This is a genomic window from Roseateles sp. L2-2, assembly GCF_050613215.1.
GTDB lineage: Bacteria > Pseudomonadota > Gammaproteobacteria > Burkholderiales > Burkholderiaceae_C > Roseateles > Roseateles noduli.
In genome coordinates this window covers 2,866,532-2,881,056 of record NZ_CP192509.1, presented here as the reverse complement: position 1 = coordinate 2,881,056, position 14,525 = coordinate 2,866,532, and the positions used below count along the sequence as shown (strand labels likewise).

The window sequence follows — 14,525 nt, the reverse complement described above, 5'->3', positions numbered from 1 at the left end:
GTCGTGAGGCTCATGTAGCCGCGAGTTCGAACAAGTCGCCTATCTGTGAAAGCGCGGTACTCTTCTCGAAGCGCTCTTTCATGCTCGGCTCCAAGAACAGCACCGTTTCCAGGCCGTACTGGACGACCAAAGTGTCGAAGATGCCGTTATCCTCGATCGTTTCGAATCGATCGATAAATTTGAAGTTGTGCGCGTCCAGGGTGTCGAAATGGATGCTCGTGTAGACGAATATCCAGTTGTCGCCCGCATCCATTACCGCGGCCACCGGTCCGCCTTGTAGAACTCCCATGACAATGCGCTCACCCTTGGCCTGGAACGTTTCGAAGCCCGCCACATTCTCCTTGCGACAGTAAACGGGTCTGTACAGAAATGGGTCTATCAGTTGCATTACCTGGGCTTTGGTCAGCAAGTCGCTAGAGGCAAGTTCCACTCGGCCTTGATCAATGAGGTCCCAGACCTCATCCAATCCTCCCCCACCTTTCATGCCGGAGTCGTTCTTGGTCCCCACGGTCTTGATCAACGGCTTGATCTCGGCCAAGCGGCGCTCGAAGTGAGGCATGGATGGCCGGGACCGCTCATCCTCATGGAACGCGTCATAGAGGGCGTCCAATACAAGTTGTTCCATCTCAGCGCCTGTATAGCCATGCGTAGCGCGTACGAGCTTGTCCAAGTCCAGCGATTCCGGATCGATGCGCCTCCGTTGCAGGTGCATCGAGAGGATCTCCTTTCTCCCGCTGGCGCCTGGGCAACCCAGAAAGAACCTCGCATCAAAGCGACCGGCGCGCATCAGCTCGGGCGGCAGATTGCTGATGCGGTTCGCGGTTGCCACGATGAAGACCGGTTGCGTGTACTCCTGCATCCATGTGAGCAACGTCGCCCGGACGTTTAGATCAGTGCTATGTGACGCCGTACCGGCCCCTTGAGCGACACCTTTGTCGATCTCGTCGATCCACAAAACACACGGGGACATTGCGACCACCGTGTTCAATGCCTCGCGGATGCGCGCCTCGGAAGAACCGACCCACTTGTCCTGAATTGCGCCGAGGTCAAGCCTAATCAAAGGCAATCTCCACGTCTTCGCGACCAGCTTGGCCGCTAGGCTCTTCCCGGCACCGGGAATACCAAGCAGTAGCACGCCTTTGGGTCTTCGATCAATGCCGGCGGCTTCCGCAGCATCCGGTCGGTCAAAGATGCGATGCCTGGCCTTGAGCCAGTTCACCAACCGCTCCATACCACCCAATTGCAGCTCGCTTCCCTGCACGTCAACGACTTCCAAGGCGGGGCTTCGCGCGACAGAGCGTTTCTTGGCGTCATGCATCGCACTCACCAGGTCTGAAGGCTGCAAATTTCCGTGTGCAACGAACTGGTCCATGACGGAACGGATCTCTCCCATCGTCATTCCCACGGATGCATCAACGAGTCTGCTGAAGTGCCCATCAGGGCCCAAGTCCAGCACGGACTTGGGCCAACCCTTTGCGGCCGTCCGCGCCTTAAGCAAATATTCGACCTCAGCGCGGGTGGGTAGCGGCAAACTTATCCGCTGCAGCTCCTCGCGAAGATCGTTTGGCAGGTCGCCATCTGCTGCGAACAGGATGAGCTTTACGTTTTTCCGCATGCGACGAAGACGGTAAAAGGCGTCCTTCACGACCCGAGCATTCACAGCAGCCACCGGTCCCGCATCCTTGGCTAGATGGTGATGCGCATCACACAAGATGACGATGGCGTCGTCCACGGGATTGTTCAAAAGGAACGAGATCACAGCGGCGAAGTTCAACGTCTTGAACTCATTTCCATGATCGGAGAGCTTCGCCCGCATCGATCGGGAGAACAATCGTCTTGCCTCATCCTCGAGACGCCGAGACTCCTCCTCGTCGAGCGCGAAATCTTCGTCGTCGAGGTCGTCAATTAGCAGATGGACCTCGTTTCCCTTCTCCTCATCTGTGACATGACGCAGCCACGTCTTGGTGGACTTTCCACGTATGACGATAGATCCGGATCCTTCGCATCCCATGCTCAGCGCCATGAACAGGGGCTGCCTGTTTTCGGGATCCCTCGCATCGTCCTCAACGATCTGCGTCAGCCTGATGAGTCGAACGGGACAGCGGTCGATCTGGCGCGCGGCGTTAGCGACCGGATGAAAGACGGCATCAGGCCCCTCACCCTCGATTTCATGGAGTCCCGAAGCAGATGTCCATAGGAATATGGGACGGGAGCCTCGCGATCCGCCATACGTCGCGATGACGGACCGAATGAACCTGTGCGGCTCCGGAGTCACGGCTAGCAACACTGGATGGGCGTCATCAATGGCCTTGGAGAACTCCCACTCAGACGAACGGAAATAGACCCAAGCTGGGACCTCCTCGCCGGCCACGTCGATCACCCGCTGGCGATACCGGTGCAACCCATGTGGACGAAGTTTTTCCTCGATAGCCTGTTCAGCGAGCTGGATCCGCCGCCTGCGCATGGGGCCGGCCAGCCCATCCGTCAATAAATCCTGTAGCACATCTCGCAACGGCGGCCTGTCATGCAGTGCGGAAGCCAATAGCTTCGCTTCCCTTCTGAGGATTAGGTCGGCGATGTCGAAGCTCTTCCTAGTGCGGTCGCGCGGTGCGACGCCAGACGCACTGCGCTGACGACCACTGGTTCCTGACCTCGTCAATTCCTCACGTGCCATCGGGCGCTCCCGCGTGAACATCCGTTCGCCCGTTGTAGCCCTTCTTCCGAATCGAGCCTATAGGCCACCTCATCAGAACTTAGGATGAACACCTCGACGTTCTCCCGCTTACCGTCGGGTGGGGTGATACAGCATTCACGACGGGCCCCGCGGACTAGGTCAGGCCGAACACGGCAGATTCCTGCGGGATTTCATCGCTTCCGGACACCGCCATGAGCACCCAACTCGAAGCCTGGATTCAGCGGATTCGCAACTCTGACCCAATGACGTTTGAGGACGCCTACTTCGACGCAAGACCTGAAGGAGTCGAGGTGTTTCCCCGTTTGACCGAGGAGCCGCAAGCCGCGACCGACAGCTTCATGCGTGGGAAGAATCCGTGAGCTCCTGAGTGAGATGGGAGATGCGTCGGTTGTAGCGGTTTTGCAGGCCGAGCTTGCGCATGCAGACCAGGGAGTTCGGGAGTGGGCCGGGCGAGCCCTGGATGAACTCAACGCTCGTGTAGAGCAGCGAGCCAAGGAAGCAGCCGAAGTGCCGCGCATCGGGTCCCGATGAACTTGCACTTGTCAAAACTCGGTGAGACTGGCAGGTGCGGCGAGAATCCCTCCCTGGACCGCACCGGTCGGCTAGACAGCCTGTCGCTATCTACACCGGGTGCCGTCAGACTGCTCATGACCGACGCTCACTACACGACCTTGCCGCTGTGGCCTAACGCTTACCCGGCCAGCGGCGCCAGCGCCACGCTGAAGCTCCACAACGAGGACTTCATCGTCACCGAAATCCCGCTGCAGCTGCCCTCCGGCGAGGGCGAGCACATCTGGCTGGACATCGAGAAGAACGGCGCCAACACCGCCTACATCGCCCTGCAGCTGTCCGATGCCACCGGCGTGCAGGAACGGGATGTCGGTTATGCCGGCCTCAAGGACCGCTACGCCATCACGCGTCAGTGGTTCAGCATCTATCTGCCCAAGGGCGAGACGCCAGACCTGACCCTGCTCCAGCACCCGGAATTCAAGGTGCTGAGCCAGACCCGCCACGTGAAGAAGCTGCGCCCGGGCGATCTGCAGGGCAACCGCTTCCGCATCGTGCTGCGCGACGTGACCGGCGACCGCGACGCCATCGAGGCCAACCTCAAGTCCGTCGCCGCGCACGGCGTGCCCAACTACTTCGGCGCTCAGCGTTTCGGCCACGACGGCGGCAACGTCGAGCAGGGCCGCGCCATGCTGGCGCGCGAGATCCGAGTCCGCAACCCGAAGAAGAAAGGCATCTACCTGTCGGCGGTGCGCTCCTTCGTCTTCAATGAAGTGCTGGCCTTGCGCATCCGTCAGGGGCTGTGGGGCAAGACTCTGCCCGGCGACGTGATGGACGAAGCAGGACTGCCCACCGGACCGCTCTGGGGACGCGGCCGCGTGAGCACCACCGATGAAGCGCAGGCGCTGGAGAACGGCGTGGCGCAACCCCACGCCACCTTGTGCGACGGCATGGAGCACGCCGGTCTGGATCAGGAGCGCCGCTCCCTGGTCGCAAGCCCGTTGGACATGGCCTGGGAATGGCCGCAAGCCGATCAACTGGTGATCACGTTCTCCTTGCCCGCCGGGAATTACGCCACGTCCGTCCTCAACGAGATCCTCCGGACCACGGAGCCCGACCGGCAAACGGACACGGAGAACGAGCCCGCGGCTGCCGAATGACGGTGCCGGTACTCCGCCTCGCGCTCTTCGTCGCCCTGCTGCTCGGCGCCCTCGTCTCTCCTGATTCATCGGACGCCGCAGAGCGCCAGTCTCCATCGGTGATCGCGCCCGATGTCGCCTCCTCGGCGACTCCGGGCGTTCCGACCGCCCTGCCCCCGCAGCCGCTGGCCCATCTCCACCACACGGCGTGGACCGCCAAGGACGGACTGGCGGGCAACGTCCTCGACATCGCCCAGACGACCGACGGCTATCTCTGGCTGGGCACCGGCAGCGGCCTAGTCCGCTTCGACGGCGTGCGCTTCGAGACCTTCGAATCGCTCTCCGGCCAGACGCTGCCCTCGCGCGGCGTGCACGCGCTGCAGGCCATGCCGGACAACTCGCTCTGGATCGGGTTCGTGGAAGGCGGCGCGGCGCAGATCAAGGACGGACGCGTGCTCCGCGTCGATCGCGAGGGCCTGCTGACGGGTGCGACGCTGCGTCGTTTCGGCCTCGATCAGGACGGCACGCTCTGGGCCGTGGACGGCAGCGAGGTGCTCCGGTACGCCCAGGGCAAGTGGGAGATCGGGAGCGCCGGCATGCCGGAGCCGGCCGCCAACCATCCGATGGAAATGCTGGCGGACCGCGCCGGCAACGTGTGGGTGTCCGCGAGCCGGGGGCTCTACGTGAAGCCTCGTCGCAGTGACCGCTTCATGCAGGTCCCGATTCCAAACCTGGGCTTCCCCGGACTCGCCCTCGCGCCGGACGGACGCGTCTGGATCTCCGACGCGGCGCAGGAACGCGGCGTCCTGCGGCTTCCCGAGGTCCCCGGGCCCGACGGCGCGTGGGGCTCGCTGGAGGATTGGCATCCGGTGCCCGGAGGAATCACCCAGCCGTTCTTCGATCGGCAAGGCCATCTCTGGTACGGCGCGACAAACGGCCTGGCGCGCGTCAAGCCGCCCGCGGCCGGCGCCCTGCAGCCCACCGCGCTCGAACGCGTCGCGCCTTCGTCCGGCGGCGTCTCCGGCTACTACATGCTGCGCCTGTTCCAGGACCGCGAAGGCAACGTCTGGGTCGGCACCAACGCCGGGCTGGACCGGTTCCGCAACACGCGCCTGTCGCAGGTGCCCTTCCACGAGGCGCCAGCCGCGGTCTCCATGGCGGTCGACTCGTCCGGGCGGCCTTGGTTCTCGGCGCATGAGCAGGCGCTCTTCCGCTACGGCTCCGGCCTGGAACGCGTCGACACCGGCGTGCCGGGTGCCCCCACCTACATCACCATGGGCGCGCAGGGCGAGCGCTGGCTGGGCTATCGCAGCGGTCTGCGGGAATGGAAGGACGGCAAGCTGTCGCTGCTGCTGCCGCCCGGGCTGAAGAGCTGGGATTTCTCCATCATCAACCTGCACGTCGACCCCAAGGGCGTGGTCTGGCTGGTCTCCAACGGCGTGGGCTTCTTCCGCTACGACCACGGCACCTGGGAACGTTTCCACCAGCGCGCCGGCGTGCCGAAAGAGCCGCCGGTGAGCCTCGGCAGCGAAGCGGACGGCACCGTGTGGATCGGCTACCTGCGCGGCCGGCTGCTCCGGGTGCGGGGGGACGAGCTGCGGATGTTCACGGCCGAGGACGGGCTGCGCATCGGCGCCGCCAAGTCGATCACGACCCGTGGCGCCCACGTCTGGGCGGGCGGCGACACGGGCATCCAGCGGCTGGATCTCCCCGGCATGCCGCTGCTTCAAGCTCGCGACGGCGCCGCGCTGCAAGGCATCACCGGCATCGTCGAGACCGCCGGCGGTGATCTGTGGCTCAACGGGCTGACGGGCATTTCCCACATCACCGCGGCGGAAGTCCAGCGAGCGCTGAGCGACGCGGCCTATCGCGCCGCCGTCACGCGTTACGACACGCTGGACGGCCTGCCTGCGTTCGCCGAGCAGGCGTGGCCCTTGCGCACCGCGATGGAGACGCCGGATGGCCGGCTGTGGTTCTCGTCGACGAACGGGGTCGTGACCCTCGATCCCGCGGCGATCCGCCGCAACGATCGCCCGCCCGAGGTCTTCCTGCAACGCGTCGCCACGCCGGAGCAGTCCTTCCTCGATGTCAGGCAACCGCTGCTGCTGCCGCCGGGAACGCGCGACCTGACCCTGGCCTACACGGCCCCCAACCTGGCCATCCCGGAGCGCCTCCGTTTCCGCTACCGGCTCGTCGGCCTGGACAAGACCTGGCACGAGGCCGAGGCGCGACGCAGCGCGTTCTATACCAACCTCGGTCCGGGGCGCTATCGCTTCGAGGTGGTGGCGAGCAATGAAGACGGCGTCTGGGGCACGACCCCGGCCGTCGCGGACATCGAGATCCAACCGACGCTCACGGAGCGGGCGGAGTTCCGCGTCGGCATCGCGTTGGCGGTGCTGGTCGTCGTCGGGTTGCTCGTGCGTTGGCGGACGCACGCGACCGCGCGCGTCGAGCAGCAGCGTCTGCGCGTCCGTTTGGAGGAGCGTGTGCGAGTCGCCCAGGACCTGCACGACACGCTGCTGCAGGGCTTCCTCGGACTGGTGCTGCGCATGCAGGCCGTGGCCCGCGCGGCGCCGCGGCAGGAGCCCGTGCGGACGGGCGAGGAGCTCAATCAGCTGATGGAGGTCGCCGACCGCCTGCTGGTGGAAGGACGCGACCGGATCTCGGACCTCCACCGACCGTCGGTGGGGGGTCCGCTGGAGGAGATGCTGGCGACGCTCGGCCAGGATCTGTCGAGGCACCACGGGTTGGCGTTCGAGCTGCTCGTCGAAGGGGCGACGCGCGCGCTGGGGCGGGATCTCCGGGATCAACTGGGGCTCGTGGTGCGGGAGGCGCTGTTCAACGCGTTCCAGCATTCGAAGGGCACGCGCGTGAAGGTGACGGTCGACTACCAGGCGAAGGATCTGGTGGTGCGCGTCGAGGACGACGGCGTGGGCATCCCGGCGGACGTCCTCGCCGCTGGTGCGCGCGCGGGGCACTGGGGCTTGCCCGGCATGCAGGCGCGAGCAGCGCAGGCGGGGCTGCAAGTGACGATCACCAGCGCGGCGGAACAGTCCACCTGCGTGACGGTGCTCGTGCCAGACGCCTTCGTGTAACGCTCGCCGCAGACGCCGATACAGGTCGTCCGCGCCTGACCGTCGGGATTCCTTACAGTGACTGTTTCAGCGTGGAAACACCGCTTCGAGCTAGGGATTGCAAAAGCGATCCATCGCGTTGATTCGCCGAAATTCTTCCCTGTATCTTTTGAAACTGGCACAGGAAATGCGCGCGTGACGATTTTCTTGGAGAGTCGCCATGCAACGAAAAGTTCGAACGTTTGGCCAGGCGCTTGCCGGCTTCCTTGCGGGTGCTGCGATGTTGATGTGGGGCGGAGCCGCCCACGCGGACGTGGTCTACAGCTTCACTGCCAATTCCTCATACAACGGTTTTGGCACGGGCGCGTTCACCTTCACGGTGCCCACGTTCATCAGCACGCCTGACCACATCCCGCTGGCGAGTCTGGACTCCTGCACGTCCTCGACGGGGACCTGCGGTGCCTCGCAAGGTTTCCTGTCCATGTCCGGATACGACACCGTGGGCTTCATGCCCGACAACTCCACGACGATCTTCTACTACTTCGACGCTGGGGTGTTCTCTCAGTTCGGCACCTTCGAAACGGTGCTGTTCGGAAGTGACCAGCACGGCACGTTGACGATTGCCTCCGTGGACGCGGCGGATGTGCCCGAGCCGGCGAGCATCGCGCTGGCTGTGATGGCGCTGGGCGCGGTGGGAGCGGCTCGTCGCAGACGCGTTTGAGACTCAGCAGTCATTGATTGAATGAGACCGGCCTTTGAGGCCGGTTTTTTCATTCGAGACATCAGGGACGCGGACACCGATCGCAGGATCGGCGCCGGAATTGCACGGCGCTTTTGACACACCGGGGTCCATGCTGCGTCCGATCGGGACTTCGAACTTTGATCCATATCAAAAACTTCCGGTGATTCGTTCCTTGGAGGGAAGGCGGGGATGGCCTCCCACCTTTGAGGGTCAGGGCTTGTCAGTTCACCCTCTGCCCCGACATCTCTTGTCTCGGGCTAGCGTCCTCAAGGACTCTGAGGTCGATGGGCGTGCAGAGCGATCAGATCCGATTGATCGCTTCCCCATCGGTCCTGCAGTGCGGCGGCTCGCGTTACAGTGCTACTGCGGGGGAGCTGAAAATGAAGAAGCTACGGTTTGAACAACTGGCCGAACGACATCCCATCGACCCTGCGCAGTTGCAGGGATATGCGAACGCCGCCAAGGTTCGACTGGAGGCGCATCATCGGCCTCCAGTGAACTTTGAAGTCTCTACCAAGGGAGAAACGACGCTGTTCCAGGTCGCCTGGCAGCCGATCGAGGACATGCAGCGGCGCTCATACAACAACCAAGACGACGCGGTCCGTGACGGCGCGTACGTCATGGCGTTTGCTGCGGTCGAAGAAGTCGAGGGCTTGGTCGCAATCGGCCGCGCCGAGACGAAGACCGGGGCTGACTACTACGTTGCACCGCTTGGCACCGCTCCAGAGGACTTCGAAGAAGCCTTACGTCTGGAGGTCTCGGGCACCGACGGCGGGACGGCCGCGACGTGCCGAGCTCGCCTCAAGCAGAAGCAAGAGCAAACCCGGCAAGGCAGCGGCAGCGAGCCAGCGCTGGCGGCCGTCGTCGGCTTCAAGCAGCGACTGATACTCGTTGAGCGGGCGTAGTCATGACGGACTGGCTCACCCATCACCGAGAGAGCGAGGCTCTCGCCGCAAAGGCGCATGAGCATGTCCGCTTCGGAGAACAAGCTACGGCCGAGGTCGTCTTCCGACAGGCGGCAGAGGCAGAGGAGGCAGCGCTTGCGATGCTGGGCCGCTCCAAGCCTCGAACTCTGGGGATCACAGCCGTCAGCGCCGTGGCGCTGTACTACAAGGCGCGCAGCTTTGAAAGGTCAATGGCGTTGGCGCACCAGTACCTCGCCTTGCCGGAGATCGTCGGATCTGCGCGAGCACAGCTCGACGACCTGCTCCTGACCTTGTACGCCGAGCGAGAAAAAACTCGGATGCAGGGCCAGTTCCTTCCCGGCTCTGTGACCGTGTCGGTGAAAGGTGGCGAGGTACTCCGTGGAGCCGCTCCGCTCGACCTGGTCGTCGAGAAGGTCAAGACGCTGCAGTCAATGTTTTACCGGGTGATCGAATGGCAGTGGAAGAAGCCTTTGAGGCGCCACGGCAGCCCCACCAAGGACATTACCGGTACCTTCCAGCCATGGCTTGTGCAGGAACCTGCCGGCAGCTTCCAGTTCTCGGTCGCGGTCAAGGTCAGTGATCAAGAAGACTGGGTGACGCCGGCACAGATGGAGGCTGCGGATATCGCCAAGAAGTTCTTGGATGTGGTCGTCACGCTCTCAACGGATACGGACGGCGATGCGAGCCGAGCCCTCATTCCGGAGGACGACTACCGCGGCACCTTCAGAAAGCTGCTTCGCAACCTGACTCCTACAGGTGACGAGTTCGAGTCCCTCGTCATCAAGTCCAAGGACCGAGAAGGCGTTGATGTGGCCCTGGACCAATCGACTCGGCCAAAGCTTGATCAAGTCATTCGGTCCGAACGCCCCGTCGCGGACGCAGCAGCCGGCGAAGCGCCGGCGGAGTTTCTTGGCGTGCTTCGAGCGCTTGACCTCGACAAGGATTGGCTGAAGGTCGAGCTCGAAAAGGGAAAACAAGTCGAAGTGCAAGGCGTTGCCCAAACGGTCGACGACGTCATTGGTCCGATGGTCAACAAGAAGGTGCTGCTTACGGCAATTCGCGGCAAGTCCGGAGTGCTGCGCTACGTCGACATCCAACTTGCTCCCTGAAAGATCTGGTTTTCTAAGCGGTAGCCCTCTCCTCTTCTCGGATCACAAGCTCGCTTGTATGTCGCCTAGAAAGCTCCTTGTTCTGGACCTCGACGAAACGCTCGTCCACGCGACGGAGATTGAGCTTGAGCATCCGGAGGATTTCCGCGTCGGCCCGTACTTCGTGTACCGGCGGCCACATCTGTCGACGTTCCTCGCGGCAGTGCTGAAGGACTTTGATGTGGCCGTGTGGACGGCGTCCGGGGAGATCTACGCAGAGGCTGTCCTTGAGCAGCTGTTCAAACCGGGCGACTTGAAGTTCGTGTGGTCGAGCCAGCGCTGCACCACCGCGCGCGATTGGACGACCGGGAACTACACGACCATCAAGAACCTCAGCAAGCTCAAGCGGCAAGGCTACGCAATGAGTTCCATCATTGCCGTGGACGACACGCCGTCCAAGTACGCGCGAAGCTATGGGAATCTGGTGACGGTCAGTGAGTTTCTCGGCAGTCCGGATGACAAGGAACTGCCATTGCTGGCGACGTACTTGCGCTCTCTTCTGCCCGAACCGAACGTGCGGACCGTCGAGAAGCGAGGGTGGCGGACCAGAGCAGAGCTTTCCTCCGATGTCGGAATCGGGCAAGCCTGAAGACCTGGATACATCGAGGCGAGGTGGACATCCTCGCCGCGCCAGCGTGACCTGTCTCTGCATGCCTGAGCATTGGCCCTAGATGCGAGGTGCTCAGCCATGGCTGTCACCTCGCCGCCGCAGCACTCGCGCTCAAGCCACCACCTTCCTCAGATCCTCATCCACGGCGCGCTCCACCACGCCGAGCATCCCGAGCGCTTCGCGCAGGGACTCCTTGACGGCGGTAGCCACGTGCTTGGCCGGATCGCACTCGGCGGTGTTGTCGGCGAGCAGGGACAGCATCGACGCGCCGCTCACCAGCAGAGCGCGCAGATTGGCCAGTGCGGAGCCGGTCGTCAGATCCGCCCGCAGGCAGATGGCATCGGAGCCCAAACGCGGCCCGAAGATCTGCGGCTCGGTCATGCCCCAGCCGTGCTGCAGGCTGATCAGCGTCTGCTGATCGCAGCCCGCCAGAGGATGCCGAGAACGCATCGGCTTGTCGGACTCGTCGATGCGTGCTTGTTGGAAGCTAGCCATGTCGTACCTCACTCAAGGTTGGCAGCCACCGGCTCCGACGTTGAAGGCGACATGCCATCGGATCGAGCGGAGAGGTGGGCGAGATGTCAAAAGCACGGCAATGACGTGATGGCCGTCCTCGCGGAGAGGCCCATCTCGCCCCTTGATCGAGACATCAGGGACGCGGACACCGATCGCAGGATCGGCGCCGGAATTGCACGGCGCTTTTGAAACACCGGGATCCATGCTGCGTCCGATCGGGGCTTCGATCTTTGATCCATATCAAAGACTTCTGGCGATTCATTCCTTAGAGGGAATGCGGGGGATGGGCTCCCACTTTGGAGGGTCAGGCCTTGCCAGATCGGACTGGAGTCGCCTCGGCCCGGCGCCGTGGCGACTGCGAGGACGCCTATCGTTCAAGGCCCCGCCTTCGTCACCACCGGACTGGCATTGAGGAACCCCCACACGAAGTCGACCTGCAACACATCCAGCGTGCCGATGCCGTTGTCGTTGTGGAACCACGCCGGGTTGGGCGTGCCGTGCACGCTCTGTGCGTAGCCGTACTCCGACAGGTTCTTGCTGAACACGCTCAGGCGGAGGAAGTTCGCCTTGCCCTGGTCGAGGTGGATGCCGGCGCGGGCGTGGCAGGTGGCGCAGCTCACGCGGTTCATGAAGCCCGCCTCGGTGATGGAATTGCCCAGCAAGGTCTCGCGGCCCATCGGGTTGGTGAACTCCACCTGTGATCCCTTCAGCCGGTAGCTGCGCCAGGCCAGGTCCGCCACCGCCGGCTGATCCTTGTCGGCGCTGCGGGTCGTGCCGATGCCCAGGCTCTTGAACACCTGGTCCAGCCCGGGGTTGACCGCTTCCACCGGATACAGCTTGTCGGTATCGAACACTTTGGACCTCGACATCACCAGATCGTCCGACTTCACGTGCGGCGCCACGTAGTTGCGGGCCACGCCTGCCGGCAAGGGGTCGGTGGAACGGTAGCCATAGGAGTCGTTGCAGCCGATGTAGTCGCACCGGCCGGGCATCGCGATGTGCTCGAAGGTCGTCCACACCCAGTTCGGGATGTCCTTGGACGAGATGTGGAACGCCATCAGGTAATGGGTGCCGGTCAGCCGGCAATTCACCTTCGGCGCACCCTTCTGGGTGTACTCCACCGCCGTCGTCATCTTCTGCGTGATGAACGGCTTGTCCGTCGAGTTGCTGATGCCCAGCTCGCGCGCAATGCCCTCGTACAGCCAATTGCTCTTGATCATGATCGCGTCCGACGGGAAATCGATCTTGCTGAGCCTGGCGGGCTGGCCCTGGCCGGCCGAGCGACTGTCCGCGGCGTACGGGGCGTTCTTCCTCTGGTTGGCGTCATTGGCCGTGAAGACGGCCGCGACCCCGTCGCTGTTGTAGAGGTTGTTCGCAAACAGGTACTCGTGGAAGGCGCGGTTGCGGATGGTGACCTCCGAATTGGTCTGGCGGACCACCCGGCCGATGCTTTCGTAGGTCTTGGGCACCAGTTGCTTCAGCACCGAGGCCGGGCACTCGGGCGTCTCGGCCGCCTGCGACGCCCGCAGCTGCGACAGCTTCAGGTTGGCCACCATCTTGTCCAGGTCGTCCGGGTTCTCCAGCGCCTGCAGGTGTTGCGTCAGCGCGGGGCGGCCGGTGCGGTGTGTGGGAATGGTGGCCTTCAAGGCGTTGACCGAGCCGCGGGCGGCGTTGCCGGGGAAGATGGGGCAGTGGGCCGGGTCGTTCTTCGGCGAGTTGGGTGCGCAGCAACCGGTGGTGACCGTGGCCGAGCACAGCGGCCAGGGCTCCTGCGGCCAGTTCTGCGCCTCATCGGCCCAGTCACTCCAGAACTTGTCGCGCACCACCGTGGCGAAGAGGCGCCACGACGTCATGTCGGGGCAGGTGATCGCCGGATTGCTGACGCGCGGGTCGACGGACCACTTGCCGTCCCGGTCGACCGTCATCGCGCAATGCTCGTTGTCGCGCACGTCGGCCAGGAAGTACATCGAATAGTCGATGCTGTTGGGCTTCTTCGCCTGGGCGTGGGCGGCCGGCGGCAGCGCGATTGAAAGACAACAGGCGAGCACGCCGGCTGTCAGGCGCTGCCATCTCGGTGCGATGAGGTGGGAGGGAGGAAAGGTCGGTTGGATTGCCACGATGCGACTCCTCGGAGAGTTGACACGGATGCCGAACTGCCGGAACACAATAGGTCGACGGCAGGCGCTTCTGGAATCAGCAGGGAGCTGATTTCCGCCTCAGCATTTGCGACTGAGGCATTCAAAGGGCCCCTCCCCTCGTGCTTCAGTCCATCGCGCGCTCCACCACCCCCAGCATTCCTGGCATTCCCGGCCCTTTGCGCAGCAACCCTTTCACCGTGTTGCCCGACGAGGTCGGTGCTGCGCTTCTCGCGGTGATGGAGAGGGCCAGGACTTGCCTGCTGGCCGGACTGTTACGCCCAATGTCGAGGACGGAGTCGCCGGCCACTAAGATCCACGAAGTTCGATTCACGCCACTGCGGCCATCTCATGGATCTCTTCAGCGTTCTCTGGGAGTGGGACAACTTCGACGAGCCGCGGCGGCTGCAGGCGTATTTCCGCCTGGGCGACATCCTGGAAGCGCTGGCGTCCCCGGCGGAGATTCAGGCCAACCTGTACTCCGGATGCCCATACTGCGAATTGGCATCGGCCTACCGGTCGTCCAGGGAAGACTACGAGTGGCACTGCGAGGCGCTCTATCCGCCATCGCTGATGGCGTCGCTCGACCGGATTCAAGCCGCCTTGGACGTGCCATGCGATTGCTTCGATTCCCAGATCTTCACGGGCGACTCCTGGAGTCTGATCCGTTCGCTTGCAGTGAAGGCGAAGGAGGAGATGAAGTGGGAGGAAGCCTTGACCTCGCGTGAGTTCCTGGGTTGCCGACCGTGACCCGGCCGGCAAAGGTGTCACGCTCACAATCTCCCCTTTCCCTTGCGTGCGCGTGGATAGCTCGGCGGCTCGGTCGCTCGACGGGCACTTGGAGTACACGATTGCGTGCCATCCCGAATCGGACAGCTTCGACGCCATCGCGGGGACTCTAGGCGTCATTTTTCGAGGCAAGGAGGGGCTGGTGCTGGCCCCGACAGATCTGGTGTGAGCACTGCACGGCATCGACCGCGGCAGGTGGGAAGTGGCTTCCGTCCGGGACCCGATAACAATAGAGAGAGACGCC

At 63.5% G+C, this 14,525-nt stretch carries 11 protein-coding genes; 8 read left to right on the top strand and 3 right to left on the bottom strand.

Translation table 11 applies throughout. The features are described from left to right. Nucleotides 1-10 precede the first annotated feature (10 nt). Nucleotides 11-2,674, bottom strand: coding sequence for an AAA family ATPase (locus ACQZ13_RS12940; RefSeq protein ID WP_431052494.1), 2,664 nt, complete (start codon nucleotides 2,672-2,674; stop codon nucleotides 11-13). 212 nt (nucleotides 2,675-2,886) lie between these two features. On the opposite strand from ACQZ13_RS12940, the gene ACQZ13_RS12935 reads away from it, so the two are divergent. From ACQZ13_RS12935 to ACQZ13_RS12905, 7 genes are all read left to right on the top strand, one after another. Next, nucleotides 2,887-3,054 (top strand): hypothetical protein, encoded by a 168-nt coding sequence (locus tag ACQZ13_RS12935; RefSeq protein WP_431052492.1) that lies wholly within the window; start codon nucleotides 2,887-2,889, stop codon nucleotides 3,052-3,054. 288 nt (nucleotides 3,055-3,342) lie between these two features. Further along, nucleotides 3,343-4,362 (top strand): tRNA pseudouridine(13) synthase TruD, encoded by a 1,020-nt coding sequence (truD, locus tag ACQZ13_RS12930; RefSeq protein WP_431052490.1) that lies wholly within the window; start codon nucleotides 3,343-3,345, stop codon nucleotides 4,360-4,362. Next, nucleotides 4,359-7,436: a ligand-binding sensor domain-containing protein gene (locus ACQZ13_RS12925; protein WP_431052488.1), complete on the top strand. Its 3,078-nt coding sequence runs from the start codon at nucleotides 4,359-4,361 to the stop codon at nucleotides 7,434-7,436. The genes truD and ACQZ13_RS12925 overlap by 4 nt, the downstream gene beginning before the upstream one ends. A 199-nt stretch (nucleotides 7,437-7,635) precedes the next feature. Beyond that, complete coding sequence (locus ACQZ13_RS12920) at nucleotides 7,636-8,136, top strand: PEP-CTERM sorting domain-containing protein (protein WP_431052486.1); 501 nt, start codon at nucleotides 7,636-7,638, stop codon at nucleotides 8,134-8,136. Between the two features lie 401 nt (nucleotides 8,137-8,537). Next, nucleotides 8,538-9,062, top strand: coding sequence for a hypothetical protein (locus tag ACQZ13_RS12915; protein ID WP_431052484.1), 525 nt, complete (start codon nucleotides 8,538-8,540; stop codon nucleotides 9,060-9,062). 2 nt (nucleotides 9,063-9,064) lie between these two features. Beyond that, entirely contained in the window at nucleotides 9,065-10,192 is a 1,128-nt protein-coding gene (locus ACQZ13_RS12910) for a hypothetical protein (RefSeq protein ID WP_431052482.1), read from the top strand. 58 nt (nucleotides 10,193-10,250) lie between these two features. After that, nucleotides 10,251-10,820: an NIF family HAD-type phosphatase gene (locus tag ACQZ13_RS12905; protein ID WP_431052480.1), complete on the top strand. Its 570-nt coding sequence runs from the start codon at nucleotides 10,251-10,253 to the stop codon at nucleotides 10,818-10,820. Nucleotides 10,821-10,952: 132 nt separating this feature from the next. On the opposite strand, the gene ACQZ13_RS12900 is transcribed toward ACQZ13_RS12905, so the two are convergent. Then, on the bottom strand, nucleotides 10,953-11,336 hold the full coding sequence (locus tag ACQZ13_RS12900; RefSeq protein WP_431052478.1) for a hypothetical protein: 384 nt from the start codon (nucleotides 11,334-11,336) through the stop codon (nucleotides 10,953-10,955). Between the two features lie 395 nt (nucleotides 11,337-11,731). Then, nucleotides 11,732-13,405: a hypothetical protein gene (locus tag ACQZ13_RS12895; protein WP_431052476.1), complete on the bottom strand. Its 1,674-nt coding sequence runs from the start codon at nucleotides 13,403-13,405 to the stop codon at nucleotides 11,732-11,734. Nucleotides 13,406-13,843: 438 nt separating this feature from the next. Between ACQZ13_RS12895 and ACQZ13_RS12890 the strand changes: the two genes are divergently transcribed. Beyond that, nucleotides 13,844-14,242 (top strand): hypothetical protein, encoded by a 399-nt coding sequence (locus tag ACQZ13_RS12890; RefSeq protein ID WP_431052474.1) that lies wholly within the window; start codon nucleotides 13,844-13,846, stop codon nucleotides 14,240-14,242. The last annotated feature ends 283 nt before the right edge of the window (nucleotides 14,243-14,525 follow it).

Excerpts from the sequence above, each read along its gene's own strand:
- ACQZ13_RS12940 (WP_431052494.1), bottom strand. The coding sequence starts at position 2,674 with ATGGCACGTGAGGAATTGACGAGGTCAGGAACCAGTGGTCGTCAGCGC.
- ACQZ13_RS12935 (WP_431052492.1), top strand. The coding sequence starts at position 2,887 with ATGAGCACCCAACTCGAAGCCTGGATTCAGCGGATTCGCAACTCTGAC.
- truD (WP_431052490.1), top strand. The coding sequence starts at position 3,343 with ATGACCGACGCTCACTACACGACCTTGCCGCTGTGGCCTAACGCTTAC.
- ACQZ13_RS12925 (WP_431052488.1), top strand. The coding sequence starts at position 4,359 with ATGACGGTGCCGGTACTCCGCCTCGCGCTCTTCGTCGCCCTGCTGCTC.
- ACQZ13_RS12920 (WP_431052486.1), top strand. The coding sequence starts at position 7,636 with ATGCAACGAAAAGTTCGAACGTTTGGCCAGGCGCTTGCCGGCTTCCTT.
- ACQZ13_RS12915 (WP_431052484.1), top strand. The coding sequence starts at position 8,538 with ATGAAGAAGCTACGGTTTGAACAACTGGCCGAACGACATCCCATCGAC.
- ACQZ13_RS12910 (WP_431052482.1), top strand. The coding sequence starts at position 9,065 with ATGACGGACTGGCTCACCCATCACCGAGAGAGCGAGGCTCTCGCCGCA.
- ACQZ13_RS12905 (WP_431052480.1), top strand. The coding sequence starts at position 10,251 with ATGTCGCCTAGAAAGCTCCTTGTTCTGGACCTCGACGAAACGCTCGTC.
- ACQZ13_RS12900 (WP_431052478.1), bottom strand. The coding sequence starts at position 11,336 with ATGGCTAGCTTCCAACAAGCACGCATCGACGAGTCCGACAAGCCGATG.
- ACQZ13_RS12890 (WP_431052474.1), top strand. The coding sequence starts at position 13,844 with ATGGATCTCTTCAGCGTTCTCTGGGAGTGGGACAACTTCGACGAGCCG.